This window comes from Shewanella mangrovi (assembly GCF_000753795.1).
In the GTDB taxonomy this organism is placed as follows: Bacteria; Pseudomonadota; Gammaproteobacteria; order Enterobacterales; family Shewanellaceae; genus Shewanella; species Shewanella mangrovi.
Genome location: NZ_JPEO01000002.1, coordinates 467,582 through 494,180, shown reverse-complemented (window position 1 = coordinate 494,180; position 26,599 = coordinate 467,582). Strand labels below are relative to the sequence as shown.

Below are 26,599 nucleotides of genomic sequence, written 5' to 3'. Positions count from 1 at the left end.
GGGTTAATTATTGTCGAAAATTGACCTTTGCTGTTGGTATTGTCGCGGCGTTGCAGCGGTGTAATTCACAAACGCACGATGTAACTGACTTTGATCTGCGTAACCGACTTCATGCGCGGTGGCGACGATATCGAGTCCATTGGCTAACAGCCATTTCGCTTTTTCAATGCGTTTGTTGTGCAGGTAAGCGTTTGGGGTGATCCCTTCCAGTCGTTTAAATTGGCGAATGATAGACTCTGGCGTTAGCCTCAAATCTGTTGCTAGTTGTTGCAGTGAAGGTGGATGACAAATGTCTGCCAATAGCAACTGCTTGATGTGTTGAACTTGCTGCTTCTTGCTTGATGTTTGTTCCACGGTATTTTGCGGCACACAGTACGCTTGTAAAAGCGCGTGTATTTGCTGCTCCATGGTAGCAATGGCCGAGGAGGACGCCAGCGTACGCAATGCCTCCAGCGCATCAAAAAATGGCTGTGTGGCATGCGCGTCTGCCAAGTATTCAACATTGCAATCAAACTGGGTTACCGATTTAGCGTGCAACTTGCTTAGCTGTAGACAGCACCAGTCATAATCGACATACAACATGTGATAGCTACGCGTGTGTTGCGCAACCGGATTACATGCATGCACCTGGTTTGGTGGTATAAGCACGATGTCGCCAGCTGACAATTTAAGTTGCTTGGCGTCATACGACAGGCAAGTCATTCCTTCAACAATAGCGCCGATCGAGAGCGACTCATGGCTATGCGCTTTATAGGCTTGAAGGCTTTTATGCGTGGTGCGGATAGTGAGATGCGGCGCCTTTGCACTGTGCCAAAATTGCTGTTGTATGTACCTTACGCTTGATTGCATGGTGCTAACGTTCCGCGGTTTTGTGGTGATAGAGCTTAGATACTAGGTGTTGCCACAGCTTAAGACAATGCCAGCAGCTTTCGGTATCAGACTTCGCATATTTGATAGTGGCGCGTGACGTTAACGGTAACCTGACCCCAAACCGATGTCTTTACTCTTTGTTGGTGACGGTCAAATGACGCCTTATCGGCAAATTCCTCATACACATCGAAGCGCAGCGGTTGCTGTGTATTTTGAGTGACATCAAAACGCAAACATCCCGCTTCTGCACGAGTTAAGTCGGTGTGAATCTGCAAGGCTTGTTTGATGTTTTCTAGCTCTTCTTCGGGCACCAAAATAAAGCCAGAGAGCACGATTTTAGGCATATACGCTCCAAGTTTGTACTGCTGAGTTTCAGCAACTATGGTTAAGGTAATTGCCAGCACAAGTGTCAAGTTGCATAAGCTTTAACAGGGCAATGCAACTTAAGTTGTGTAGCTTCGTAGCCAATATCGCCGCTATTTACCTTGATTTAAAATATGTTACATACCTTTTGCTAGGCAAACGCAGTAGAATGCACCGGTTATCTTTTCAGATTTTGTTAATTCAGGGAACCAGAATGTTTGCTGCCAAGCTTAAAGGAATACTCACCGCGTATCGCAATTTACCCCGCTTGCTAAAAGTCTCCTTTTGGTTGCTCAGCAGCTATTTATTGTACGCCGTGCTATTAGGCTTGCTCGCCCCTGCGATTGTGCGGTCTGTCGCACCTGAGAAGCTGACCAATTTACTCGGTCGGCAAGTATCGTTGCAGCAATTCAGCATTAACCCCTTTTTGCTGCGGGTGCGAATGAATGATGTTGCAGTTGCGGGTAATAAGGGTGAAAAGCCGCTGCTGGCATTTCAGCATTTAGAAACCGAGTTTAACCTGTGGCAGTCGCTTTTTAATCAAGCTTGGTGTGTGGATCACCTGACATTGAATGGCCTGCAAAGCCAGGTCACTCGTCTGACGGATGCAAACGGGAACGTGGCGTTTAACTTTGATGACGTAATAACACGTTTGCAAACACCGACCAGCGGCGAGAGTAATACAGCAGCAACGGATACTCAGTTAGCGGATATCCGTGTTGGCAGCGTTCATATTAATGCGACTGAATTTGCGTTCAATGATGACACCGCTAATGTCCAACTGGCTTACCATGACATCAATTTTGCCTTGGAAAATTTTGCTACTCGCAGTGTTGCCGTCGATGCTGAGTCGACTAACAACCCGCCAAGTGCAGATGTAACGCCAAACCAATATCACCTCAGTTTGACCGGACAAGATAAGGGTAACTTAACCGCGGCGGGGCAAGTGTTACTGGCGCCGCTGGATGTTTCCGGCTCACTGCAACTGAATAACATCACCTTGCTGCCATTCTGGGGCTATGTGGCGCCAATGCTGGAAGCCAAACTTACAGACGGTGCGCTGTCGCTTGATACGCAATACACAATGACGCAAGCGCCACAGCAACCATTAGTTTATGCCATCAAAGATAGTGACCTTACCCTGAATAACGTGCAATTTGCCGACGAAGCTAACCCAGTCGTCAAATTGCCTAAGCTCAGTGTGTCCGGTGTGTCGCTCAGTAGTGCGTCGCAGCAAGTCGCTATCGCCTCCGTGGCGGTTGATGATCTTTGGCTGAGCAGCCAATTCGACCAACAGGGTTTGTCTTTGGCTGCATTGTTTACTCCGAAAACTGCCGCGGCGACAGATGCTGCTAACGCTACTGCAACTGACAATGCGACAACGGCCGCGACGAATACAGCGACAGAACCCGCGCAAACGGCTCCTCAATGGCAGGTGAAACTGAGTAAATTTCAACTGAATAAGGCAGACATTAACCTACGCGAACAGCAGTTAACTCAAGGGGTAGATTGGCGCGTTTATCCACTCAATATTGCCACTGGCAGTATTGATAGTCAGTTATCTGCGCCGTTAGCTTATCAGGTGTCACTCGCAGTATCACAATCAGGTGCCCAGTCAGGTGGCACATTGAGCAGTGATGGTAGCATCGATATTGCGGCTAAACAGGCGAGTGGCTCATTGCAACTCAGTGATTTATTGCTGCCACAGTTTCAACCCTATCTTAGCCAATATTTAAACATTGAATTGCCCAAAGGATTGCTGAGCACGGGTGGCAAGTTCAGCGCTGATGCCAATGGTCATGCCATTTACCAAGGGGATGTCGCGTTAGCTGATTTGGAAATTAAAGATGCCAAGCAGCATCGACCACTCCTGAAGTGGCAACAACTTGCGGTTGATAGCGTCGATTTTGATCTCGCTAAGCAGCAACTATTACTTGGCAATGTCACGCTGGATAAACTTTTTGCCAAAGTAACGATTAATCAAGATCGTAGCACCAATATTGGTGAACTTGTGGTGACCAAGAACAGTGATAACAGTGCCGATGTTGCAGTGTCTGCAGCAGCTAAACCTGAGGCTCAAGACGAGGTGACATCCGCCTCGCCATTTAAGGTCAGTGTGGCAAGTATTACCATTAACGACAGCTCAGCGTTCTTTGCCGACAATTCGTTAACGCCTAATTTCGCTACCGGAATTGAAGAGTTGCACGGCAAAATTAGCAGTCTCTCTTCAGTGCCAGGCACTAAAGCGACGGTTGATATTGCGGGCAAGATCGATCGCTATGCACCGATGTCGCTCAAGGGCGAAATTAACCCACTGTTACCGCAGCCTTATCTCGACTTAGATTTGTTGTTCAAGAGTGTCGAGTTGACCAGTGTTAACCCATACTCGGGAACATATGCGGGCTATTACATCGATAAAGGTCAGCTCACATTAGCGCTGAATTACCAACTTGAAAATAACAAACTCAATGGCAATAACCATGTGGTGATTGACCAACTTAAACTAGGTAATGCGACGGATTCTGAGCTTGCGACTAGCTTACCGGTTACCTTGGCGATTGCGTTGTTGCAAGACCGCCATGGTGTGATTGATTTAGGTTTGCCTGTGTCTGGCGATCTCGATAATCCAGATTTCAGCATTGGGGGCATTATCTGGACGGCGTTTTCCAACGTGATTACTAAAGCGGTTACTGCGCCGTTTTCATTTTTAGCTGGCTTAATTAGTAGTGACGAAGAACTCAATCTGGTGGCGTTCGATGCGGGGTCAGCCAAGCTAAGCAGTGCTGAAAAGGAGAAGCTACAAACCTTGGCTAAGGCGCTAGCAGATCGTCCTAAGTTAACCTTGAGTATTGAGGCGTCAGTAAATGCTCAGCAAGATAGCCAGGCCCTCGCAGAGCGTAAATTGCACGGGCAACTTTTGCAGCAAAGTGGTTTAGATGGTCTGCCACAAGATTTTAGCGCCAGCCAAATTCCTGCTACTGGTAAGTTGACCGATGCATTGCTCGCCCTATATCAGCAGCAGTTCAAGGTAGACCCAGCAACTCAAAAAGTGCATTCCGAGAAGGCGGCAACCAATGACCAAGGTAAGCTGGATGAGGCGACATTAACGACCTTGTGGCATATCGGCCTGTATAACCAGCTGTTGAACGCGGAATCCGTCACCGATAATGACTTGGGTAGCCTAGCTCAAGAACGCAGCCAAGCGGTTAAAGCGTATTTGGTCGATAGCGCCGCCGTTGCGCCAGAACGCGTATTTTTACTCGATAGCAAAACGCAACTGAATAAAGCGGAAGCACAAGCACAGTTGAGCCTAGATGCGAACTAATGTTCGAAATTGCAAAATGACAGCGCAGTAAAATTCATCTAACATATTGAATAACATTGAAAGATGTACGTAAGTTTGAGTTGTGTAGTCGTTGGATTATTCGCTTTAAAGGACAGTAAATAACATGCGAACTCCCCGTGAGCTTCAAGCGCTGTATCATCAGGGCGAAAATATCAGTCAAACATTAAGAAGTGACCTTGGGCTACAACACAACACCAAAGAAATTATAGAAATCGCTTACGATTTGCAAACTGGAAGCTATGTTCGGGCAATGGGAAATGCCGAGTGGAAAGCTCGTAGAACAGCGTTTTCGACTGAACTGGCAAACACCATCCTTAAGCTTTGTAATCCCCAATCGATTTTAGAAGCAGGTGTAGGGGAGGCGACAACGCTATCAGGAGTTCTTCAACATCTAGGCGCTGATATCGACAGCTATGGCTTTGATTTGAGCTGGTCTCGAGCGGCTTATGCAAAACGCTGGTTGGATTCTCAAGCCATTCATTCCACAACGATTTGCACTGGCGATCTGCTCAATATGCCTTTTGCGGACAATTCGATTGATGTTGTATATACAGCGCATTCTGTTGAACCTAATGGTGGGAAAGAAAAACAGATTTTAGAGGAGCTATATCGGGTCGCAGGTCGCTTTCTCATATTGCTGGAGCCAGGATATGAATTGGCGTCAGCAGAAGCGCAACAAAGAATGGATTCTCACGGCTATTGCAAAAATTTAAAGGGAATAGCAGAACAACTGGGATATCGTGTGTTAAAGCACGCGTTATTCCCGTTAGCCGCGAATTCACTCAATCCAACAGCCATCACCATTATTGAGAAACAAACTGATTTTATCCCACCTACACACGTACTTGCTTGCCCTCAATTTAAAACGCCGTTGGAAGATATTGAAGGCATGTTATTTAGTCCTGAAGCGTTAACCGTTTACCCTATTGTGGGCAATATTCCTTGCTTACGAATCGATAATGGTATTTTTGCGAGTAAATACACTGAAGTGATGGGGAAAGATTAGTCTCGTCACTTTGTATCATTTGATGATTTAGCGAACACAATAACGAACTAAATCGTCCTAAGAATGCTTATCCGCTAACCCTGTACCTAACAACTGTTTTGGCTGTCAACATGGAGAAATGCGAGAGTGACAGAGCACACGGGTGATGCGTGATTTATATTACAAATAAAGTCTTCTCTATTTTCTTGCTCGTAAAATTATGTATACTTGAGCGCGCCAAGGGGTGTTCGCTGAATGATTCAGCCAACTGAGACGCTTAATTGCGAACCCTTAGAACCTGATCCGGCTAGTACCGGCGTAGGAATGGGCCACAATTCGCACATTATCCACTCGCTAATCAGCATGCCGGATCTCAAACGTATAAATTTGAGGTCCAAATGAACAAAGTTTTTCTACCTACCTTGCTTGCCAGCGCGATAGCGCAGGCTGTTGTTACACCTGTTTTAGCCGATGACGCTACACCAACACACATCAGTACACCTGATGCTGCGCCTATGGAGCACTTGGTCGTTAGCTCAGACTTTCGTGAGACGAGTGTTGACCAACTGCCCGCTAGTGTCACTGTAATCGGCCAGCAACGTATTGAAGACCAAGGAGCTGAGCATTTTGAAGATATGCTCAATAATATTGCCAATTTTAACTGGTCTGGTGGCAGTTCGCGGCCGCGTTATTTCCAAATTCGTGGGGTAGGAGAGCAAGAAGAATACAAAGGTGCACCTAACTCATCAGTGGGCTTTATCATTGATGATATTGACCTTTCTGGGCTTGGCATGGTGTCGAGTATGTACGATCTGCAGCAGTTTGAAGTACTGCGCGGACCGCAAGGAACACGGTATGGTGCCAACGCATTGGCGGGGTTGATTTACCTCAAAAGTAATGACCCTACCGATACCCCTGAGCATGGTCTTGAGCTGTCATTGGGTGACGATAACCTGCGCACCATTAGCGGTTTTAGTTCTGGCCCGTTGAGCGATAAATTGTTGTATCGAGTTGCACTGCAAAAACACCAGCAAAACGGCTACATGGATAACAGCTACCTTAAGCGTGATGATACGAATCAACGGGATGAGTTGAGCGCTCGCCTCAAACTGCGTTGGTTTGCGACCGATAATCTGCAGATCGATACCACGTTAATGTTTGCTGATTTTGACAATGGATACGATGCGTGGACGTTGGATAATAACGGCGAAACTAGCCTGAGCGATCAGCCAGGTAAGGACTCCCAGAAGACCACAGGCGCCAGCGTCAAACTCACTTATGATGGTTTTGCGCAAGCGAAATTGGTGTCACTGATCAGCTTTGCTAATTCCGATCATCTTTATAGTTTTGATGGTGATTGGGCAAACCCAGACTATTGGGCCAGCCGTGATTGTGACGGTGCCGCCTGTGAATACAATTACTTCTGGGATCAGCAAGGTAAGCGCAAAACCCTGTCACAAGAACTACGACTCAGCTCAAAGGACGCCGGGAAAATCTTTGCTGGCTCAACCGATTGGTTGGTTGGCCTCTATTTGATGGATTTAAGCGAAGACAATGATCTCTATTCTGAATATAACGGCTGGCCTGATGAAGTGTTGGTGTCAAACTATGATGCCGATAACTATGCGGTGTTTGGCCAATTAGATACCGAATTTAGCGGGGGGTATAAGTTGTCAGTTGGGGCTCGTATTGAGCGCCGCAGTAGCGATTACAGCGATACCAACCAAGATAATTTCAGCCCCAGTGAAACCATGTGGGGGGGGCATATCGCGCTTACCAAAAGTTTGAGTGATACCCAAGAAGCCTACGCTCGAGTGGCGCGCGGTTATAAAGCGGGTGGCTTTAATATGACACTGCCAGCGACCATGTCTGATAAAAAAGAATTTGATACTGAAATTTTGTATAACTACGAAATTGGTCTGAAGTCGCATTGGTTTGATGGAGCTGCTGACAGCCGTCTATCACTGTTCTATATGGACAGACAGAAGCAGCAGGTTGCAGCTTCATTACAGAATCCCGACGATCCACAACGTTTTATTCTATTCACCGAAAATGCGGGCAGCTCAAACAACTATGGTGCTGAATTTGAAGGTAACTGGTATCCAACCGAAAGTGTGCAACTCTATACCAGTGTTGGTTATCTGCAGGCTGAATATGGTGATTATCAGTATCAGGACAAATATGGTTCCACGGTGGACTTAAGTGGCCGAGATTTGGCTCATTCTCCTCACTGGACCTACAGCTTAGGCGGCACTTGGCATAGCGACACGGGCTGGTTTGTTAACATTAATGGTAGCGGCAAAAGCAAGTTCTACTACTCCGACAGCAATGACTCACAGTCAAAACCTTATTCTATCGTCAACGCCAAAGTGGGCTATGATGCAGACAGTTGGGCGCTGTATCTGTGGGGACGTAACCTCACGGATAAACAATATGGCGTGCGAGGCTTCTACTTTGGCAACGAACCCGATCAAAGCTGGGCTGACAAACAATATATTCGTTACGGCGATCCGCGCCAGTTAGGGGTGACGTTTCAATTACGCTTTCTGTAATTGACAGAGGCTGACGTCGAGACAAAATAGCCCTGTGAAAACGGGGCTGAACAGGAGATTAACCATGAAATTAACTGCCGAAATTAGCATGTATCCGCTAACCGAAAGCGATTACAAAGAGCCGATCCGTTGGTTGATTAAACGCCTTGATAGTTACCCAAATATCCAGCGGGTGACCCATTCGCTAGCAACCCAAATTAGCGGTGATTGTGATGAAATTATGCAGATTCTGGCAACAGAAATGAAAGCCACCGATGAAAAATGGGGCAAGGCAATGTTCGTTTGCAAGTTTGTCGAAGGTGAACTTGATTTAAACCGCCGCACTTAAGCCTGTTGTTAACGTATAAGAGTATTCAAGTATGACTGAACTGTGGCAGGTACTGACACAAGCGTCCTCTGAAATGCAGGGTATGAACCTGTGGGAAGGCTTGGCTGTCTTGCTGGCATTGGCCTATCTGCTATTGGCAATGAAAGCCAACGCCTGGTGTTGGGGCGCCGCACTCGCCAGTACCGCCATTTATACCGTGTTGTTCTGGAAAGTTTCGTTACTGATGGAATCGGTGCTTAATGTCTATTACATGGCGATGGCGGTATACGGTTATTGGATGTGGCGCCGTGGCGGAGATGATCAGCAAGGATTATCCGTGTGTACTTGGCCGCTTTACAAACATGCTCGGGTAATCGCATTGACCACTGCTATCTCCGTTGCAGTCGGTTATTTGATGGCAAATAACACCCAAGCTGCCTTTCCCTATCTTGATGCAGCAACCACGTGTTTTGCGGTCCTGACGACCTATTTAGTTGCGCAAAAGGTGTTAGAAAATTGGTTGTATTGGGTGGTGATTGATTTTGTCTCTATTTATCTTTATTTCAGCAAAGGACTTATGCTGACATCACTGTTATCTGTGTTGTATGTTGGCATGGCGATCGGCGGCTATCTGTTATGGCGTTCCGACTGGCGCGCGCAGCAATTGGCTGAGGTTGAGAGCCGTTAATGTTATCCCAGTTATTAGCATTTTGCCGTCAGGATGAATTGGCACGATTAGAAAATACACTAACACAACAGCAGCTTACCCTTGTTGCTGTCACTGAGATCGAGCAGGGGCTTAGTAATCATAGCGTTAAGCTGACCACGTTGAACAACCAAGATGTTCAATGTGACTACCTGTTGCGGATCAATTCCCCTGTGACCGATGTTATCTGCAACCGCGACAATGAAATTGCCTGTTGGCGCGCCGCGGAAGGTGCAGGGCTTGCCCCTAAACTGTATTGGATTGATGAGAACAAACGTTTTTATCTGGCAGAATGGATTGATGAAGACTGCGCTGCGTATTCGCAACTGCAGCCGTGGCAACAGTTTGCATCCAACGGTGAACGGGTTAGCAGTGACGAAATCGCCGCATTAACCAAACGCGCCAATAATAGCGCTGTATCTCTCGCAGCAGTAGAGCCTACCGAACAGGCTGCGGTTGATATGTTGCTCGATTTGCTGTTTGGCCTCAGACAACTACCAGCACCCGCGCTCGATATCAGCATTGAATTGCAGTGGCATATTTATTTGGCACGCTTAGAACAAATGGCGACGGAACAAAACTTTGTCCAAGCGGATGCCGCAGAGTGGTTAGCACGACTGCGAACCTTGCAGCAATTTAAGGTGCAGCCCATTTTTGACGCGCTCAATCGGGTACTGCTGCAGCATCAATATTGTCACCGTGATTTAAGCGCTACCAACCTATTATTACGCGATAAGCAACTGTTCTGTATCGACTTTGAGTATTGTTGTAGTTCGCATCCGCTATTTGAACTCGCCGGGGTAGTGGCGACTCATCGTTTCTCTCCAGTCGCTAGACAACAGCTCATGTGGCGTTACTTAGAACAGCATCCATGTGTTACCGCTGATGCTATCCGTGCTATGCCGGCAGCATTCGATATCTTCTGGTTGTATTCCTGTGCCTGGGCATTGCAGATGGCCGATGGCCAATGTAAAGATGGCCGAGAGTTGTTTGCTTGGTTTGACAACTATCTGCAACTTGTCGGAAAGTGATGGTTTAGTGAGCTGTCTCACATAATGCTGCACTGAACTTTTGCCCGAATTGTGCGCTCCAATACTCACCGAATGCCGTTAATTTTCGACAAGGAAGCCAGAAAGGATGAAACGACTGCTAGCGATCGCGATACTGATGTTCGGCCTAACAGCCTGTTCCACCAAGATGAGTTATCACTTTATGGATTGGGCCATTGAGTGGGGCTTGGATGATTACGTTAGCCTCAATGATGAGCAGGAAGCGCAGTTTGATAATTTGCTCAACAGCTTTCTCAAGTGGCATCGTCAAAGTGAACTGCCTAAATACAGCGCTGATCTGCGCCAATTCCGTCACCAGATTGATGATGGCAGCCTATCTCCCCAAACCTGGCAAACGTTTGTTGAACAGTTGCGTGGCCATTGGTTTCATATCTTTGAGCAGTATTTTGATGAGATGTGGCCATTAGTACTATCGTTGACCGATGAGCAAGTCGCGAAAATCAACCAAAAGCTCACTGAAGAGCAACAAGAACTCGATGACGAGTTCGCCGATAAGACGGCTGAGCAACAGTTAACGGAAGCTGACGAACGTTTAAGCGATCGGTTAGATGAGTGGCTTGGCAGTGTCACCAAAGCGCAAAAACAGCTTGTACACCAGTATAATAGCGAGCGAGAATTCACTACGGATATGTGGCTGGAATATCGTCACGCTTGGTATCAACAGTTTAAACAAACCCTTGAGCAGCGCGACAATACCCCACAGCTGAAACAACAGTTGCGTATGTTACTGACCTCACCACAACAGTTACGCAGTGAAGACTACCGTCAAAAACTTGAGCGTAACACACAGAAATTCGGTGAGTTCTTAGTGCAATTGCGGCCCACCTTAACCGCCAAACAACGTTATCATCTGCTGAAAAAGCTTGATGATCTGATTGAGGATCTTGACGAGCTGGCGGCCGAGAGTGATTAATTATTAGCAACAAAAACAGGTTTTCCGATTGGCTGACTTTGTTATGCTGTTAGCCATCGGCCAACAAGATTAAGGACAACATTGTGGATGCATTAACACTGCTGCTAACTCGCCAATCCTGCCCTCGATTAACTAAGCCTGCACCTAACGCCGACCAAATGAAGGTGATTTTAGATGCAGCGGCCCGAGTTCCAGATCACGGCGGTCTTACCCCGTGGGAATTTATCATCGCGGAAGGCGATGGCTTGAGTAAGTTAGCTGACATCTTTGAAGCTGCCGCCAGCCAACAAGGCGCAGATGACGACTTTATTGAGAAAGCCGCTAATATGCCCAAGCGTGCACCGATGATCATCACCGTGGTGGCCAAAACCCGTAGTGATATTAAAAAGGTACCTGAGTTAGAACAGCAACTTGCCGCAGGATGTGCAGCGATGGCTATGCAGCAGGCTGCGTTTGCGCAAGGGCTTGGGGCAATATGGCGTACCGGCAGCTTTGCCTTTGATGAAACTGTCAATAAAGAATTAGGCTTGGAAATTGACGACCAGATCGTAGGATTCCTCTACATCGGCACTCCAGCAATTGATATGCCGCTGAAACCACAAAAAGATGGCAGTCAGTTCGCCCGCTATCTGTAATTAATGCGCTTTCAAAAAAGCCACTGTCATTGAGTTGCAGTGGCTTTTTTGTGTCTTGCGCCATATTCATGTTTTTGAACTTCTCGTGACTTCATGTTGATCAAACTTGGGTAATGCGACACAGTATTTTGAGGGATGACGATTGCTATAGGAGTGTTACGTGAGCGATAAGTTTGCAGCGATATCAGAGTTTATGCTTCAACTAGACGCATTGAAATCAGTGAATCGGCGTACCTACATCAACGGCGGAGAGCGACTTGAAAATTCGGCGGAACATTCATGGCATTTGGCAATGGCATGTTGGGCGTTCGCTGAGCTTTTACAAGATGATTATGATGTTGCCAAGCTGATAAAGTTGGCGCTGTTGCATGATATTGGTGAGATAGGTGCAGGTGATACCTTTCTTTACAGCGATGAACGAAACTCAGCTCACATTAAAGAGCGCGCTAGCGTCAAACTGCTGGCATCTCATCACGGCAATTCAATTCACAACATGGTTGAACTCTGGGAAGAGCAGGAGTCTGGTGCCAGTAAGGAAGCAAAATTGCTGAAGGTGATCGACCGCTTACTTCCTTTTCTTCACAATATTGCCAGTCAAGGACGGGCTTGGCAGGAGAACAGTATACGTAAAAGCCAGGTGTTAAAAATGCATAAGTTCATTGAGCACGAAAGCCCGGAAATTTTTGCATGGTTCATGGTTAAACTGGAATATGCGGTCGACATGGGTTGGCTAAGTGATTGATTGGCTATTTGAAACCGCGATGATTTACTCTCTTTCTGTGCCTGTTTATCGCAAGAACAGGGGGCCAAGCAAAAAATCTATTCGTGGTGTTTTTACATAAGTAAGTAGCAACTTTGGAGTTACAGCATGTGGTTAAAATTTGATGTGTTTGGTACTCCAATGTCTGTGCTACGTCAAAACGGCGAGTGGTTACTATTTCGGGACTCAGGAACGGGCTTGCGGGCGAGAGTTTATGAGGTTGTGATCCCCGCAGAACTGTCTGACAAGGATTTAGCCAGCTACTTAGCTGACATATTCCACGAAAACGCAACCGCCCATCATGCGAACGTAACTCGTTCAAATAAAAGCTAAAACCGATTTCTTTATTTGCCAATGAAATAATTTGTATGCTAATGATTTGTATACGAATCGAAACTCATTGTTGTTGCTGATTTCCAACCCTAGAATCCGCGCATGTAGATAAAGGCCTTTGCATTATTTTGCGAAGGCCTTTTTTAGTGGATATTTCCCAAAGTTGTCAGTCATTCAAGACTTTCGCTTTGGCCTATTGCGCCGGAACATTAATGCCTCACGTCTTCGATTCACACTTGCTTGATACCATTGCTGATAAATTAGTGGACGATGGCTATTTGATTCTGCGAGACGTTTTGCCGACAGAGCTCACAGAGGCTTTGCGGCATCGCGTTGAAGATGCGCCAGTGGAAGATTTTCGTTTTGCCGCTATCGGCCGCGGTAGTGAGCAGCAACTGAATCACGAAATCCGTTCTGACCGAATTCGATGGCTAACACCTGACAGTGAGCCAGATATGCGCTACTTAAGCTTTATGTCATCATTACGCGAAGGGCTTAATCAGCGGCTATTCATGGGCTTATTCGACTATGAAAGTCATTATGCTTGGTATCGGCCGGGGGCTTTCTATAAAAAGCACTTGGACGCGCTGCGAGGCAGTCAAAACCGTATTCTCACCACAGTATTTTTTCTCAACCCAGACTGGCAACAGCAGCAGGGCGGTGAGCTGATCATTTACGATGAAGCCGATAATCTGCTGGAAACAGTATTGCCTGAGTTTGGCACATTAGTGATTTTTCTCAGTGAGCGTTTCCCACATGAGGTTCGCCCCACAGCCCGCGGTCGCGGCAGTATTGCTGGGTGGTTTCGTGTCAGCAACAGCAATTATGGTTTCTAAACCGTTGCTCATGCTGGCTTGCCGCCGCTTCACCAAGCACTAAATAAATCCACTCAGTTGCTTGCGCTTTGCCGCTATTTTCGCGATAGTTCGATAGACCCTTGTGGTTTTAACAAACCTATAAGTTGTTGTTGGGGTTAATAAGATTGGAACGTTGAAAAGGAGAGGCTTCGTGCAAATGGATGGTAGTTTGTCCGGAGAATACGTCATTCTCGAACCCCTAACATTGGACCATTTGGCAGCACTATCGATTGCTGTGGCGGACGGTGAATTGTGGAATTTATGGTACACCAGCGTACCGCGTCCTGAAGAGATGAAGGATTATATCTTGACCGCAATGGCTGAGGAAAAACGCGGTGAGAGCTTAGCCTTTGCCGTGCGCCATCGTGCTAGCGGTACGATAGTGGGGTGTACGCGCTTATGTCACTGGGATCAACCCAATCGCCATATCGAGATTGGTTACACTTGGTATAGCAAGAGCGTGCAACGTAGTGCGGTTAACACAGAATGTAAGTTGTTATTACTCAACTATGCTTTTAGCACTCTGGATGTTATCGCGGTGGAGTTTCGGACCCATTTTAATAATGAAGCCAGCCGGCAAGCGATTATGCGTTTGGGCGCCAAGCAAGATGGCATTCTTCGCAACCATCGCATTTTAAAAGATGGTACGGTACGCGACACAGTGGTGTATTCGATTATCGACAGTGAGTGGCCTGAGGTGAAAGCCAACCTCAAGCGCATGTTGTCGCAATATGCTGACACGTGAGTCAGTAAACATAGTGTTAAGGCAGCTGCGGCTGCCTTATTTGTTTATCCTGCTGCTTGAAATTAAGAAATGGCTAAAGTAGTTTTAAGCCATTCAAGCACAGGGGAAACAGTGACGAATGAAGAAGATAGGATTTTGGCTGGGTGCGCCGGTTTTGTTGGTGAGTATTAACGCGTCAGCGGGCGAAGCGGAAAACGCGTTTGCCGACGAGTTACATCAGTGTGCCGCTTATTACGAATTGGGCTCGCAGATGGTGGCCGCAATGAACGCACCACAAATGGCGGCCGTGGGCGAACGTCTGCAAAAATCGGCCAGCGAAGCGCAACAGTTAGCTGATAAATATGAGGCAAAAGAGGTGGCTGCGAGCGCTATTGAAAAGGCGAAAGAGCAGATGATGGCCTCGACGGGCGGGCAGGGGATGGGGGCATTAATGCGCCAATATAAAGACAAATGTCAGCAGATCCTCAGTAATCCTCAAGAACGCCTCAACTACTGGATTATGGCCAAGATGTAATTTTCTAGTTGCAGATAAAAGCCCACTGTAGTGGGCTTTTTGCTATCTGAGTTAGCCGCAGATTTCAACGGTTGAACAGGTCGTCCATTGCATCATTGATGTCGGTAAAGCGAAATTCAAAACCATCGGATTGCGCGTGCTTAGGCAGCACAAATTGCCCTTCGGTTAACAGTTCCGCCATCTCTCCTAGCGCAACTTTAAGCGCAAAAGCGGGGGCAGGTAAGCACGCAGGACGATGTAATGCATGCGCCAGCGCTTTAGTGAAAATCGCATTACTGACCGGATTTGGGGCGGTTGCGTTATAGATGCCACGACATTCTGCATGAGTCAGCAGAAAATTTAGTAACCTGAGTAAATCCTGCAGATGGATCCAGCTCATGCCCTGTTGCCCATCACTAATCGGGCCGCCTAAACCCAATTTAAAAGCTGGCAGCATTTTAGCGAGCGCGCCACCATGAGCTGCCAGCACAATACCGATACGAAAGATACAGACTCTCGTCTTATCAGCAACCGCGAGAGCTTTTTCTTCCCATACCTTACAGATTTGATGGCTGAATTCGTCGTGTGGAACACCTTGCTCATCAATCGGGTTACTTGACTGACGTCCATAATAACCAACGGCGGAAGCACTCAGAAAGGTGTGGGGAGGCGTGCTTGATGCGGCAATAAGGCTACTGAGTTTTTCGGTAATATCCCAACGGCTGTGACAGATTTTCTGCTTTTGGGCTTCACTCCAACGCTTGGCGACTATTGGCTCCCCGGCGAGATTGATGACAGCGTCGACTTCATTGAGATTATGTAATTGGTCGAGAGAAGCTAAATACTGATGCTCATGGCCGAGCTGTTGCCGTGCACGGCTTGGATCACGGCTAACAATCATTAATTCATGCTCGGGCGCCAGTAAGGTAACTAACGCGCTTCCGACCAGACCTGTTGCACCAGTAAGCAGAATTTTCATAACGGCAACCGTTGTGAGTTGAACATAAATTAACTATAGAAGATAACAGCTTATACGTAACAAAACGGGGGCAAGGATCACTGCGGTTTTTGCCAGCTCAGTTGTAGCGACACCGAATCTGCAAAGCGCAGCGCATGAGGTTTATCGACTTCGACTGAAGCAAATTCTACCCAAGAGTGTTCGCTGGCAATCTCCAAAATTTTGCCGGTAAGATGCTCAAGCAGAGAGAAACGATTATCTTCCACTAACGCGATGATCGCTTTAGTGATAGTACGGTAGTTGAGTGCATGTTCCATCTCGTCGGTTTGGTAGGCTCTGTCGGCAGCATAGTGAATTACCACGTTAATAATGACATCTTGCCGATTGTTGATTTCTTCCTCTTTAATACCGATAAAAGTGCGCAATCTAAGATTTTTAATGCGTATAATAGCCAGTTCTGGATTAATCATAAGCTTACTTATTGTTTGAGCTGGGAATTTATTCTTTAAGATTAGCAATTTTGTCTAAGAACCAGAAGGAAATTTGTTGATGCAGCAAAGCTATCGTCCCTCTATGACTGTGCGCGGATTTGCAGTAATGGCATTTGTGGTGATTGTGCTTGCTGGTATTAAGGCAGCGAGCGCAATCGTGGTGCCATTCGTGTTGTCGGTGTTTATTGCGATGATCTGTAGTCCGGCGATCAGTACCTTTGTCCGTTACCGAGTACCGCGTTGGTTAGCAGTATTTTTATTAATGGGACTGATTTTACTGGCAGGACTGTGGCTGGCGTCTGTGGTCGGCAGTTCGATCAATGACTTTACTAAACATTTGCCGCTCTATCGTGCTCAGTTAGTGGATCAATTTTCTTGGATCCTCGATAAGCTGCGTGAATTTAACATTCAGATTTCTAAAGATAAAGTGCTGGCCTATTTCGATCCAGGCATGGCGTTGTCGATGACCACCAATACCTTATCGGGGGTGGGTAATGTCATGGCTAACCTGTTCCTGATTATTTTAACCATCGTGTTCATGTTGTTTGAAGCAGAGTCATTGCCACGCAAATTACATTTAGCCTTAGATGACCCCGATATGCGTTTGTCGCAGATCGACCGCTTTATGAAGTCAGTTAACCGCTACATGGTGATCAAAACCTTAGTGAGTTTAGCGACCGGGGCAATTGCTGGTTTGGGGCTGTGGTTGATGGGGGTGGATTATCCGCTGCTATGGGCTGTGGTCGCCTTTCTGTTTAATTACATTCCGAACATAGGTTCCGTTATCGCAGCACTGCCGCCGGTATTGCTGGCGTTTGTGCAGTTTGGCCCTTCAGGCGCTGGTGGCGTTGCCATTTTGTATGTCGCTATCAATATGGTGATGGGCAATGTGGTTGAACCACGCTTTATGGGGCGTGGGTTGGGATTATCAACGCTGGTGGTGTTCCTCTCATTGATTTTCTGGGGCTGGTTATTGGGCTCGGTCGGTATGCTGCTATCTGTGCCGCTGACGATGATTGTCAAAATCGCGTTAGAGGCTAACGAAGGTTCGCGCAAGCTGGCAATTTTACTGGCTGATGATGCCAGTGCTGAAGATATTCATCAAAATGCGCAGCAGCGTACTGCTGCTTCTGAGGAAGAGAACTCGTAATTCTATGCAAGACTCACTGCAACCTTTTCTTACGGCAATTGACGCAATTCTCCCTGCGACAGATGCAGAACGTCTCATTCATGGTCGTGGTGGCTTACTGCCCGGTTGCGAGCATCTGTGCTTAGATTGGTTTCCGCCAGCCTTGTTATTGACCTCGTTTCGCGAATTGAGCGCCGATGACCTCAGCACTTTGCAGCAAGGTTTGGCGCAGCGATTTGCAACCTTAGGACTGCCGCTTAATCTGGTGTATCAATATCGCGCTGGCGGCCAGACTAAAACCGAATTGCTGCAAGGTGAACTGCCAGATGCGCATGTCGTTAGCGAAAATGGTCGCCAGTTTTATGTGCATTTAATGCGCGGTCAAAACCATGGTCTGTTTCTCGATATGCGTAATGGGCGCCAGTGGGTGGCAGACAACGCTCAATATCAAAAAGTGTTGAACATGTTTGCCTATACCTGCGCATTCTCAGTGGCGGCGCTGAGTGGTGGTGCTGATGAGGTGGTTAATATCGATATGGCAAAAGGCGCACTGTCGATTGGCAAGCAGAACCATATGTTGAATGAATTGGCTTCAGGCGCCCGTTTTCTGGGGCATGATATTTTTAAGTCGTGGGGCAAACTCAAAAAGCTGGGACCTTACGATTTATTAATCGCAGATCCTCCCAGTAATCAAAAAGGCAGTTTTGTTGCGACCAAAGATTATGTGCGACTGTTACGACGCTTACCTGAGTTGCTGAACGATGGCGCCAAGGTGCTACTGTGTTTAAATGCACCGGAACTCGGCCGTGAGTTCTTGATGCAGCAGGTGGCTGACGCGGCACCGCAATTAACGTTTATTGAGCAAATCGCCAATCCCGCGGTGTTTGCCGATGTCGATGTCGAGCGCGCACTAAAAGTGTTGGTGTATCGCTATCAGGCGGCGGATATCAGCGTAGATAAAGCGGGTTAAGCCAAGAGAGAGCTGGCAGCTCGAGGCAAGATGCCATCGAGCTGCGCTTTAATTGATGCTATGTGGACACTAATGGCTAGGTGAAGGTGCTGGCTTATTGTTAAAGCGTTGAATGGTGCCTTGTTGTCCGACGCCGATACATCCTTGTCCTTCGCGGCAGGCGATACTCCAAATATTTAATTTACTGCGCATTTGCCAGAGGTAGTGGTCAGGCTTATCAGCTTGCTTGATGTCGAGCGAGGCGACACCGTTGGGGTTGGCAATCCACAGTTGCTCATCTTCACCGTTACGATAGATTGCCGAGCCGTAGACTGCACCCTTAAGCGGCACTGTCGGCAATGCTATCCATCGTTTATGTGTGAGATTATAGCGCCAGGCCGTTGCTGGTTTATCGAGGGCTTTCAATGAACCACCAACAACATAGATATCATCACCGCTAAGTTGTACCGAGAACACGCCTGCGGATGGACCGCCAGAAAACGGCGTATCAATCGCCATCCAGCCAGATGCATCGCGTAACAGTAATCGTGCCGTTGTCGCATTACCTGTACCTATCACGACTTTTATATTGCTGTTGCCGCGATTGACACAGGTGCCACTGGATGCGAACCCGCCTTCTGCGGCTTGCGCCTGCATTGGTAGGTCGACACGCTGCCAACGATTACCACCGTCCTGAGTTTGCAACACAAAGAGACCCTGTTCATCCGCATCACCGTACAAATAACCTGTTTGACTGTCGATCATTTGCAAACAGTCATAAAACTGTTGCGGGTTGGCACCACTACTCACTTGACGCCAGTCGGTGCCATTATTGTCGGTAGCGTAAATGCGAGAAGCATCGGCAGGGCCTGCGCTCATCAACAACACTTTGCCATCACCCAGAGGCTGGATGTCACGGAATTCGAGTTGCTCAGTATTCTGTGGGGCGGTTATCTGTTGCCAATGTTTGCCATTGTCGGCCGACATGTAAACACTTCCTGCAGTACCTGATGCCCACACTTGATTTCCGTGCCAATAAACAGCGCGAAAATCTATGCTGCTGTCGAGTTGAGTAATATCGTTTGCCTGTACCGTCGTACATAACAACAGACTATAAGCGATCCCGTGGAGTAATTTACGCATATTGAATTTCACTTCCTTGCTGAGCATGCAATACATATTGTTGAAATAATTGCCAATTAATGCCGTTTTTTACATGCACGGCGGTTACGCCAAGCGCACTGATATCTCGAATATTGCGCATTTCATCGTCAAAAAACACCATCTCTTCGTAGCGGACACCCGTTGCCTCTTGCAAGAGTTTGAAGTGATGTACTTTGCTGTCAGGGAATATCTGTTGCTCTACAAAAACATCGTTAATCTCAAATAACTGTAGCAACATTTTTGCCCAACCTGGCTCATATGTCCTTGATGCTATTGCGACGGGCAATTGCTGGGTTTTAACCACGGACAGTATCTGTTGCACATCGTCATAGAGGCGGATGATCAGGCCATCTGCATCCACTATGTGGTGCTGACGCCGACGATATGGTGGGCGGGTATGATCACACCAAGTTCCACCACAGTCCCACAATGTAAAATCCAGATCAAACACGACGAGAGATACAGTCATTCTGCGCGTATTGGCCATATGTTTTTCAACTTACTGACTTTTATAAAAAATATTCTGCTAACAATCAATAGGCTTAGGTTAAGGATTTTTATTGGCAAGCCAGTGAATCGCGTAGATATCAATTAAGTTAAGCCGAAAAAACAGTCTAACTCGATTACAACTGAAAGGCTTACAGGTTTTCTTTCAGAAAATGGCGAAAAATCTGCTTATTTTTTGATTTGGATGGTCATAACTGAAAGTTTTTTGTAACCACTGTGAACAAATACTGATAGACTAAAACGCGTTGAGTAAAACCTCTAATGTCGTTTTGCCCCTTTATCGGTATTGGCGGTTGGCTCAATTGATTGCGGCACTGCGGACACAACAGCGCAGCATTCATAAAATAAAGACACCAAATCAAGCAAAAATGCCGAAGTTATGACGACAACAATTACCATCAAGGACGATGTCACCGTTCGCTCAGGATATGAAAGCGCGACCTAAGCGTCATTCTCTTCGGTTTGTTAAATTTCCCCCATCTCAACATGGGGGATTTTTTTGCCTGCGATTTGGGCTAATTCAGCGTCGTAGGTCATTTTGCGGAATTATTCTCCCTGATGTTTTGCGGTCTATTGGTTATATTCATCAGTAGAGGAATTAATCGGATGGCAGTATGACGACGAACAAGCTTGGGCGACCTAGTGGCGAATCGCAAACGCGAGCGGCGCTCATTGAATCGGCGAGAGCCTGCTTTTTGAACAATAGCTACGAGCGGGTGTCTATTCGTGAACTTGCACGGCGTGCAAACGTAGATGCGGCGATGATCCGCTACTATTTTGGCTCTAAAGCGGGGCTGTTTGAAACCATGGTGCGCGATACGATGGCGCCCGTGCTGGATATTTTACGTAACACCCTAATGAACGATCAGCACCAGCCGATTGAACTGATGCACGCCTATTATCAGATGATGGCGGCCAATCCAGCGTTACCACGTCTTATCTATCAAGTCATGAATAATCAAAGTAGTAATGAGGCATTTGACGCCTTGTCGAGTGTGTTTCTGGAGATCCTCGAGCATTCAACAAGCTGGGTACAGAAATTAGCTGAGCATCAACAACTTAACACCGGACTCGATCCTAAGCTGGTGAGATTAAGCTTCATTAGCTTGATGGTGTTTCCCTTGATAGCCCCCAAGGCGGTGATGCAACATTTTGGGTTCACTTTGAGTGACGAGATGTTAGCCACGCTGTTGCAGCATAATCATCAAGTGATGCAGAACGGCTTGTTCAGCCGCGATACCTTAGATAGCACAACGCAGGAGCGAAAATAATGAATCGATTTATTTTGGGAACCTTGCTGCTGTGCTGGCTTTGCGGGTGCGAGCAGCAAACCTCAGTCGCAATGGGAACCGTCGAGCGTGATCGCATGCTACTCAGTGCACCAGTCAATGCTCAAATCACCGAGTTAGCTGTTGAAGAAGGGCAACAGGTTAAACAAGGACAAGTATTAGTCCAGCTTGATAACCGTATCGCGAACGCTTTGGTGGCACAGCGTCAAGCTGAGTTATTGCAAGCGAAAGCACAATTTAGCTTGCTGCAAAAAGGTGCTCGTCAGGAAACCATTGCGGCGGCAAATTCGGCCTATCTCGCCGCCAAAGCCAACGCGATTGAAGCACAGCGTCAATATCTGCGCAGTCAGCAACTGTTTAAACAGCAGATGATCGGTCAAGCGGAACTTGATAACGCGCTGGCGAGTCGCGACCAAACGGCCGCGTCTGAACAGCAGCTATATCAGCAATGGCTACAACTACAAAACGGCAATCGTCCTGAAGAAATTGCCCAAGCCGAGCAACAGGTGCATGTTGCTGAGGCCGCACTGCAGTCTGCTGAAAAATCATTGGATGATCTTACCTTGCGAGCCCCTAAAGCTGGCATTGTCGACACCCTGCCGTGGAAAAACGGTGACCGAGTGCCAGCAGGTGCGCAACTGGTCAGTTTGTTAGCCAGTGAGCGTATCTATGCGCGCGTCTATTTACCGGAAACAGCGTTGAGCAAAATACATCAAGGAGATGCGATTGATGTCAAAGTTGATGGTCGTGATGGCGTCGTCAGCGGCGTTGTGCGGCATATTCGCAGCCAGCCAGCGTTTACACCATTTTATGCGCTCAATGAACGCGATCGGGCGCGGTTGATGTATCTCACCGATATTGATTTGCCACAAAATATCAACGTGCCTGCCGGTGTTGCTGTCGAGGTGTCTTTGCCATGACTCACGCGGAGATAGCGCTAAAAGCAGATAGACTCACTAAGCGTTTTGGTCAGTTAACCGCGGTTAACCAACTGTCATTATCCATTGAGCGCGGCGCAATATATGGCTTTCTTGGTCCCAATGGCTGCGGAAAGTCTACTGCTATCCGCTTACTCACGGGACTGCTTATTGCCGATGAAGGCGAGGTGACGGTTCTTGGACAACCACTTGCCGGCCATGAAGAAGCGCTGAAAAGCCGTATCGGTTATATGACGCAGAAGTTCTCGCTGTTTGAGAATCTTACCGTATTGGAAAACCTGCGCTTTGTGGCGGCAATTTACAGCGTAAAAGGCGTGCAAGCTAAGAAGCGCATTGATGAACTACTGCAACTCTATGGTTTGAGTGAAAGGCAACAACAGCTTGCCGGGACGATGAGTGGTGGGCAAAAACAGCGGTTAGCGCTGGCATGTGCCACTATCCATCATCCGGAGTTGCTGTTTTTAGATGAGCCTACGTCTGCGGTTGACCCTGAAAATCGGCGCGATTTTTGGGAACGTCTATTTGATTTAAGTGCTGCAGGAACCACCATTTTGGTGTCAACTCACTATATGGATGAAGCGGAGCGGTGTCACGGCTTAGCTATTTTGGAGCACGGTATCAAGCGCGCTGACGGCGCGCCGCGCGAGCTGATGCAATCCATGTCGGCCAATGTGGTCGAGATTTCGGGTGATTCACTACGACAAGTCAAACAGCGTTTATCGGCGCTGCCTGACGTGATTTCGGCAGCCCAAGTCGGTAATCATCTGCGAGTATTAGTCAGTAAATCGGTGGATGATGCCATCGGCTTGTTAACACCATTCAGCGATAACTACGACCTAGCCTTAGTACGACCAAGCCTTGAAGATGTGTTTGTCAGTTGCACCGGAGGTCGCCATGTGGGCTAGACTGTGGGCGATTGTTACCAAAGAACTGAAGCAATTACGGCGCGATCGCATGACCTTTGGCATGATCGTTATGTTACCGCTGATGCAACTCATGCTGTTTGGCTATGCCATCAATACCGATGTGCGCCACGTACCTGCGGGGATTGTCGATTTAAGCCAAACCAGTTACAGCCGTCAGTTGTTCCAGATGGTCAGCGCCACGCAAGTCGTAGATTTTACCCAACGCTATTATTCCGCCCAAGCGGCTGACGAGGCTATTACTCGCGGTGAAGTCAAAGCGGTGCTGCTTATTCCCGCCGATTTTTCATCTCGCTTAGTCTTGCACCCTGCGTTTGACCACAACCGAGAATATTCACCATTAACGCGACCTGTGGCGCAATGGCTGGTAGATGGCGCCGATACTATGGTGGCCGCCGCGATGCGCTCGCTCCGCAATATGCCGCTGACCGAGTTGACGGCTAAAGGGGTCACGCTGACAGCGCCGAGTTTTGAAGTGGTGCAGTATTTCAACCCCGAGCAACGTTCAGTGGTGAACATAGTGCCGGGGTTGTTGGCGATCATTCTCACCATGACCATGGTGATGTTTACCTCCGCCGCTATCGTTCGAGAGCGCGAGCAGGGCAATATGGAGTTTCTGATTGCCACGCCGGTGAAGCCCGTTGAGCTTATGGTTGGCAAGATTGTGCCTTATGTGTTTGTGGGATTAGTGCAGGCAAGCATTATTCTGTCAGTCGGGCATTGGGTCTTTGCTGTGCCTGTGCGGGGAGGCCTCGATTCGCTATTGATTGCTTCACTGTTGTTCATTTTTGCTAGCTTAACCTTAGGGCTGGTGATCAGCACACTCACAAAAAATCAGTTACAAGCCATGCAGATGACAGTGTTTATTTTAATGCCATCGATTCTATTGTCGGGGTTTATGTTCCCGTACGATGCAATGCCAATTCCAGCGCAGTGGATTGCGGAGGTGCTGCCAGCGACCCACTTTATGCGCATGGTGCGTGGCATTGTATTGCGTGATGCTGATGTGTTTTCGCTCAGCAAGGATGCACTATGGCTGTTGGGGTTCACCTGTGTTGGCGTATTAGTGGCGGCGAAACGTTTCAACAAACGTTTAGAATGAAGCGCGAGTTTACTGCTCGCGCCTCAGATTTTTAGTGAGACTAGCGCATGCAATTGCCTTTGTTTAGCGCGATCAAGCGATCCAGAATATGTTCGCCATCCATGCGCAGGCCGTTGTGTTCGTATTCAGAGGTGATCCACGTGCGAATATTGGGCACTACTGCGGCCGTTTCTTCGCTAAATTCACGTTCCACATACATATCGTTACTGTAGACTGCAGCTGCAACTGGCACTTTGTTGTTGGCAAGGACATCGAGATCGTAAAGTGCTGGCCAGTCTTGTTTAGCTGCGAGTAGTTCGGCTGCTTGCTGGAGCGGCTGTAGCCACTTTATCTGGTCAAACATCCACGGGAATACCATTTCACCGGTAAACATCACTTCATCTGCATTGTTAGCGAATTCAGGCATTGCTTGCCTAACTCGGTGCGCCGCCCAACGGGATGCTTGCTGTTGGCAGTATATCGATTCATGCAAAATCGCATAAATCGGGTTAGTGTGGTAACTCAGCATCTCAGTGAAGTGTGACAAAAACAGCGGATTAAGCTCAGTGCCGCTAGGCGTATCAATCAGTGCTTGTTCGAGCAAGTAGTAAAGACTTTCTGCACCTTGCTCCATGCCTAAGTGAATACCCAGTAGTTGCAGCATTTCTACGCTGAGTTTATCGCCGTTCGCCAGCAACACTTCATGCTCATTAATGTAGCTTACCAATCTTTGGCTAATGTCGCGCACATCGGGAAAGCGGCAAAAGAAATCTGCATTTTTTTGGGCGACACGTTTAAATGTGGCTTGATAAACTTCCTCTGCACTACGATTGAGCGATGGAATGCCACCGGTGATAAATGCTTGCTTTAAGCCTTCAGGCGCAGCACTGAGATAGCGCAGAATACAAAATCCACCAAAGCTTTGGCCTAACACTGACCATGGCGTATTCGGTGATAGCTGCTGGCGAATGGCTTCAGCATCGCGAACGATATTATCGGCGCGAAAATGACCCAAGTACTCCGCTTGTTCGGTAGGCGTCAGATGTTGCAAGCTGGCAAAGCTGATGGGCGAGGACAAGCCCGTACCGCGTTGGTCCAGCAGCAGTACCCTAAATTCCTTTAAGGCACGTTTGAGCCAACCGCTATTTGCTGCTGGACGTAGCGCGCCAAAGCCTGGGCCTCCTTGAAAAAACAGTAGCAGCGGCAAGTTTTCAGCGCCGTCCTGACGGCCGATAATTTCGCGGGCAAAGATCCGAATTGTTGTTTTAGGTGACTGATAATCAAGCGGTAAATCGAAGAAATGTTTGCGGGCGAGCGCGCCTGCAATCTGCATCATGTTGTCCATGGGGAGGCTCTTAACGATTTCATCATATTGGCGCATGTTACCTGAATTTTGTGATGCAATGCAGTCCAGAACGCCATTCGCTAGGCAGATCTTTGTGGCGAAAGGCGGTAGACTGCTTGCACAGAACCTAGCGGTAACCAAGCGATTACCGTTTAAGTGAAAGCAGATGAGTAGTTAACAAGATGAAATATCAGATAGTTCCTGTAACACCGTTCCAGCAAAACTGCAGTGTGATCTGGTGTGAACAAACCAATAAGGCCGCAGTAGTCGACCCGGGCGGTGATATTGAACGCATTCAAACCGCCATTGCCGAGCATGGTTTAACCTTAGATAAAATCTTGTTAACGCATGGGCATATCGATCATGTTGGTGGCGCAACCGCACTTGCCGCTGCCACCGGTGTTGAGATTATTGGCCCGCATGAGGAAGATGCTTTCTGGCTGGATAATTTGCCAATGCAAAGTCAGAAATTTGGTTTCCCCACCATCGAAAAGTTTACGCCGAGCCAATACTTGCAAGAGGGCGATAGTGTGAGCGTCGGGAATATCACGCTAGAAGTGCTACATTGTCCGGGGCACACACCGGGACATATCGTATTTTTCTCTTCTGAAGACCATCTTGCCTGGGTGGGAGATGTGTTGTTCCGTGGTTCAATTGGCCGTACTGACTTCCCCGGCTCTAACCATCAGGCGTTGCTGGATTCTATCCGTAAAAAATTATGGCCACTGGGGGATGATGTGAGCTTTATTCCTGGTCATGGTCCGATGTCGACCTTTGCCGAAGAACGCAAACATAACCCGTTTGTCGCGGATAAGCTGTTTGAGTTTTAGTACGCTGATTTAGGCACGTTATGTTAAGGCGTTAACTCAACATTTAATTAACGTCCCATG

At 47.6% G+C, this 26,599-nt stretch carries 27 protein-coding genes and 1 riboswitch; of the genes, 20 read left to right on the top strand and 7 right to left on the bottom strand.

Going from position 1 to position 26,599, the window contains the following annotated elements:
• Positions 1 to 3: 3 nt before the first annotated feature.
• Together HR45_RS04780 and HR45_RS04775 are read right to left on the bottom strand one after the other, a co-directional pair.
• On the bottom strand, positions 4 to 849 hold the full coding sequence (locus tag HR45_RS04780; protein WP_037440154.1) for an AraC family transcriptional regulator: 846 nt from the start codon (positions 847 to 849) through the stop codon (positions 4 to 6).
• An 86-nt stretch (positions 850 to 935) separates the two neighbouring features.
• Positions 936 to 1,214, bottom strand: a complete 279-nt coding sequence (locus HR45_RS04775) for a putative quinol monooxygenase (protein ID WP_037440152.1) — start codon at positions 1,212 to 1,214, stop codon at positions 936 to 938.
• A gap of 233 nt (positions 1,215 to 1,447) precedes the next feature.
• On the opposite strand from HR45_RS04775, the gene HR45_RS04770 reads away from it, so the two are divergent.
• From HR45_RS04770 to HR45_RS04710, 13 genes are all read left to right on the top strand, one after another.
• Positions 1,448 to 4,558, top strand: a complete 3,111-nt coding sequence (locus tag HR45_RS04770; RefSeq protein WP_037440150.1) for a DUF748 domain-containing protein — start codon at positions 1,448 to 1,450, stop codon at positions 4,556 to 4,558.
• A gap of 124 nt (positions 4,559 to 4,682) precedes the next feature.
• Positions 4,683 to 5,585, top strand: a complete 903-nt coding sequence (locus HR45_RS04765) for a class I SAM-dependent methyltransferase (RefSeq protein ID WP_037440148.1) — start codon at positions 4,683 to 4,685, stop codon at positions 5,583 to 5,585.
• A 209-nt stretch (positions 5,586 to 5,794) separates the two neighbouring features.
• Positions 5,795 to 5,906: riboswitch (TPP riboswitch) on the top strand.
• Positions 5,907 to 5,962: 56 nt separating this feature from the next.
• Positions 5,963 to 8,116, top strand: a complete 2,154-nt coding sequence (locus tag HR45_RS04760; RefSeq protein WP_037440146.1) for a TonB-dependent receptor — start codon at positions 5,963 to 5,965, stop codon at positions 8,114 to 8,116.
• 64 nt (positions 8,117 to 8,180) lie between these two features.
• On the top strand, positions 8,181 to 8,444 hold the full coding sequence (locus tag HR45_RS04755) for a YkoF family thiamine/hydroxymethylpyrimidine-binding protein (RefSeq protein ID WP_037440143.1): 264 nt from the start codon (positions 8,181 to 8,183) through the stop codon (positions 8,442 to 8,444).
• Between the two features lie 31 nt (positions 8,445 to 8,475).
• A complete protein-coding gene (pnuC, locus tag HR45_RS04750; protein WP_037440141.1) occupies positions 8,476 to 9,111 on the top strand; it encodes a nicotinamide riboside transporter PnuC in 636 nt (211 codons plus the stop codon).
• Complete coding sequence (locus tag HR45_RS04745; protein WP_037440139.1) at positions 9,111 to 10,160, top strand: phosphotransferase; 1,050 nt, start codon at positions 9,111 to 9,113, stop codon at positions 10,158 to 10,160. The genes pnuC and HR45_RS04745 overlap by 1 nt, the downstream gene beginning before the upstream one ends.
• 106 nt (positions 10,161 to 10,266) lie before the next feature.
• Positions 10,267 to 11,112, top strand: coding sequence for a DUF6279 family lipoprotein (locus HR45_RS04740; RefSeq protein WP_037440137.1), 846 nt, complete (start codon positions 10,267 to 10,269; stop codon positions 11,110 to 11,112).
• Between the two features lie 83 nt (positions 11,113 to 11,195).
• Positions 11,196 to 11,747, top strand: a complete 552-nt coding sequence (locus tag HR45_RS04735) for an NAD(P)H nitroreductase (protein ID WP_037440135.1) — start codon at positions 11,196 to 11,198, stop codon at positions 11,745 to 11,747.
• Between the two features lie 160 nt (positions 11,748 to 11,907).
• Entirely contained in the window at positions 11,908 to 12,489 is a 582-nt protein-coding gene (locus HR45_RS04730; protein ID WP_037440133.1) for an HD domain-containing protein, read from the top strand.
• Between the two features lie 126 nt (positions 12,490 to 12,615).
• Complete coding sequence (locus HR45_RS04725; RefSeq protein ID WP_037440131.1) at positions 12,616 to 12,840, top strand: DUF7661 family protein; 225 nt, start codon at positions 12,616 to 12,618, stop codon at positions 12,838 to 12,840.
• Between the two features lie 212 nt (positions 12,841 to 13,052).
• Complete coding sequence (locus HR45_RS04720) at positions 13,053 to 13,676, top strand: 2OG-Fe(II) oxygenase (RefSeq protein WP_037440129.1); 624 nt, start codon at positions 13,053 to 13,055, stop codon at positions 13,674 to 13,676.
• 178 nt (positions 13,677 to 13,854) lie between these two features.
• Positions 13,855 to 14,442, top strand: coding sequence for a GNAT family N-acetyltransferase (locus HR45_RS04715; RefSeq protein WP_037440127.1), 588 nt, complete (start codon positions 13,855 to 13,857; stop codon positions 14,440 to 14,442).
• 118 nt (positions 14,443 to 14,560) lie between these two features.
• Entirely contained in the window at positions 14,561 to 14,956 is a 396-nt protein-coding gene (locus HR45_RS04710; protein WP_037440125.1) for a hypothetical protein, read from the top strand.
• A gap of 64 nt (positions 14,957 to 15,020) precedes the next feature.
• Here HR45_RS04710 and HR45_RS04705 read toward each other — a convergent pair whose 3' ends face one another.
• Positions 15,021 to 15,914, bottom strand: coding sequence for a TIGR01777 family oxidoreductase (locus HR45_RS04705; protein ID WP_037440123.1), 894 nt, complete (start codon positions 15,912 to 15,914; stop codon positions 15,021 to 15,023).
• A gap of 77 nt (positions 15,915 to 15,991) precedes the next feature.
• Positions 15,992 to 16,360 carry a dihydroneopterin triphosphate 2'-epimerase gene (gene folX / locus HR45_RS04700; protein WP_037440414.1) on the bottom strand — a complete coding sequence of 123 codons (369 nt, stop codon included), beginning with the start codon at positions 16,358 to 16,360 and terminating at the stop codon, positions 15,992 to 15,994.
• An 82-nt stretch (positions 16,361 to 16,442) separates the two neighbouring features.
• Here folX and HR45_RS04695 point away from each other — a divergent pair, with 82 nt between their 5' ends.
• Together HR45_RS04695 and HR45_RS04690 are read left to right on the top strand one after the other, a co-directional pair.
• Complete coding sequence (locus HR45_RS04695; protein ID WP_052074504.1) at positions 16,443 to 17,534, top strand: AI-2E family transporter; 1,092 nt, start codon at positions 16,443 to 16,445, stop codon at positions 17,532 to 17,534.
• A 16-nt stretch (positions 17,535 to 17,550) separates the two neighbouring features.
• Entirely contained in the window at positions 17,551 to 18,483 is a 933-nt protein-coding gene (locus HR45_RS04690; RefSeq protein ID WP_037440410.1) for a class I SAM-dependent methyltransferase, read from the top strand.
• A gap of 69 nt (positions 18,484 to 18,552) precedes the next feature.
• Here the strand turns inward: HR45_RS04690 and HR45_RS04685 are convergent, their stop codons facing one another.
• Both HR45_RS04685 and HR45_RS04680 read right to left on the bottom strand, forming a co-directional pair.
• A complete protein-coding gene (locus tag HR45_RS04685; protein WP_037440121.1) occupies positions 18,553 to 19,605 on the bottom strand; it encodes a hypothetical protein in 1,053 nt (350 codons plus the stop codon).
• The gene (locus tag HR45_RS04680) at positions 19,598 to 20,095 is read right to left on the bottom strand and encodes a magnesium-dependent phosphatase-1 (RefSeq protein WP_081933394.1); all 498 of its coding nucleotides are present in this window, start codon (positions 20,093 to 20,095) and stop codon (positions 19,598 to 19,600) included. Before HR45_RS04680 ends, HR45_RS04685 begins: the two co-directional genes overlap by 8 nt.
• Before the next feature lie 652 nt (positions 20,096 to 20,747).
• Here HR45_RS04680 and HR45_RS04675 point away from each other — a divergent pair.
• Genes HR45_RS04675 through HR45_RS04660 form a run of 4 tightly spaced genes read left to right on the top strand, consistent with a single transcriptional unit; the run spans position 20,748 to position 24,385 of the window.
• Entirely contained in the window at positions 20,748 to 21,404 is a 657-nt protein-coding gene (locus HR45_RS04675) for a TetR/AcrR family transcriptional regulator (protein WP_037440119.1), read from the top strand.
• Positions 21,404 to 22,342, top strand: a complete 939-nt coding sequence (locus HR45_RS04670; RefSeq protein WP_037440116.1) for an HlyD family secretion protein — start codon at positions 21,404 to 21,406, stop codon at positions 22,340 to 22,342. Before HR45_RS04675 ends, HR45_RS04670 begins: the two co-directional genes overlap by 1 nt.
• Complete coding sequence (locus HR45_RS04665) at positions 22,339 to 23,265, top strand: ABC transporter ATP-binding protein (RefSeq protein WP_037440114.1); 927 nt, start codon at positions 22,339 to 22,341, stop codon at positions 23,263 to 23,265. Before HR45_RS04670 ends, HR45_RS04665 begins: the two co-directional genes overlap by 4 nt.
• Complete coding sequence (locus HR45_RS04660; RefSeq protein WP_037440112.1) at positions 23,255 to 24,385, top strand: ABC transporter permease; 1,131 nt, start codon at positions 23,255 to 23,257, stop codon at positions 24,383 to 24,385. Before HR45_RS04665 ends, HR45_RS04660 begins: the two co-directional genes overlap by 11 nt.
• 40 nt (positions 24,386 to 24,425) lie before the next feature.
• Here the strand turns inward: HR45_RS04660 and HR45_RS04655 are convergent, their stop codons facing one another.
• Entirely contained in the window at positions 24,426 to 25,709 is a 1,284-nt protein-coding gene (locus tag HR45_RS04655; protein WP_037440110.1) for an alpha/beta fold hydrolase, read from the bottom strand.
• A gap of 182 nt (positions 25,710 to 25,891) precedes the next feature.
• On the opposite strand from HR45_RS04655, the gene HR45_RS04650 reads away from it, so the two are divergent.
• Complete coding sequence (locus HR45_RS04650; protein ID WP_037440108.1) at positions 25,892 to 26,539, top strand: MBL fold metallo-hydrolase; 648 nt, start codon at positions 25,892 to 25,894, stop codon at positions 26,537 to 26,539.
• Positions 26,540 to 26,599 lie beyond the last annotated feature (60 nt).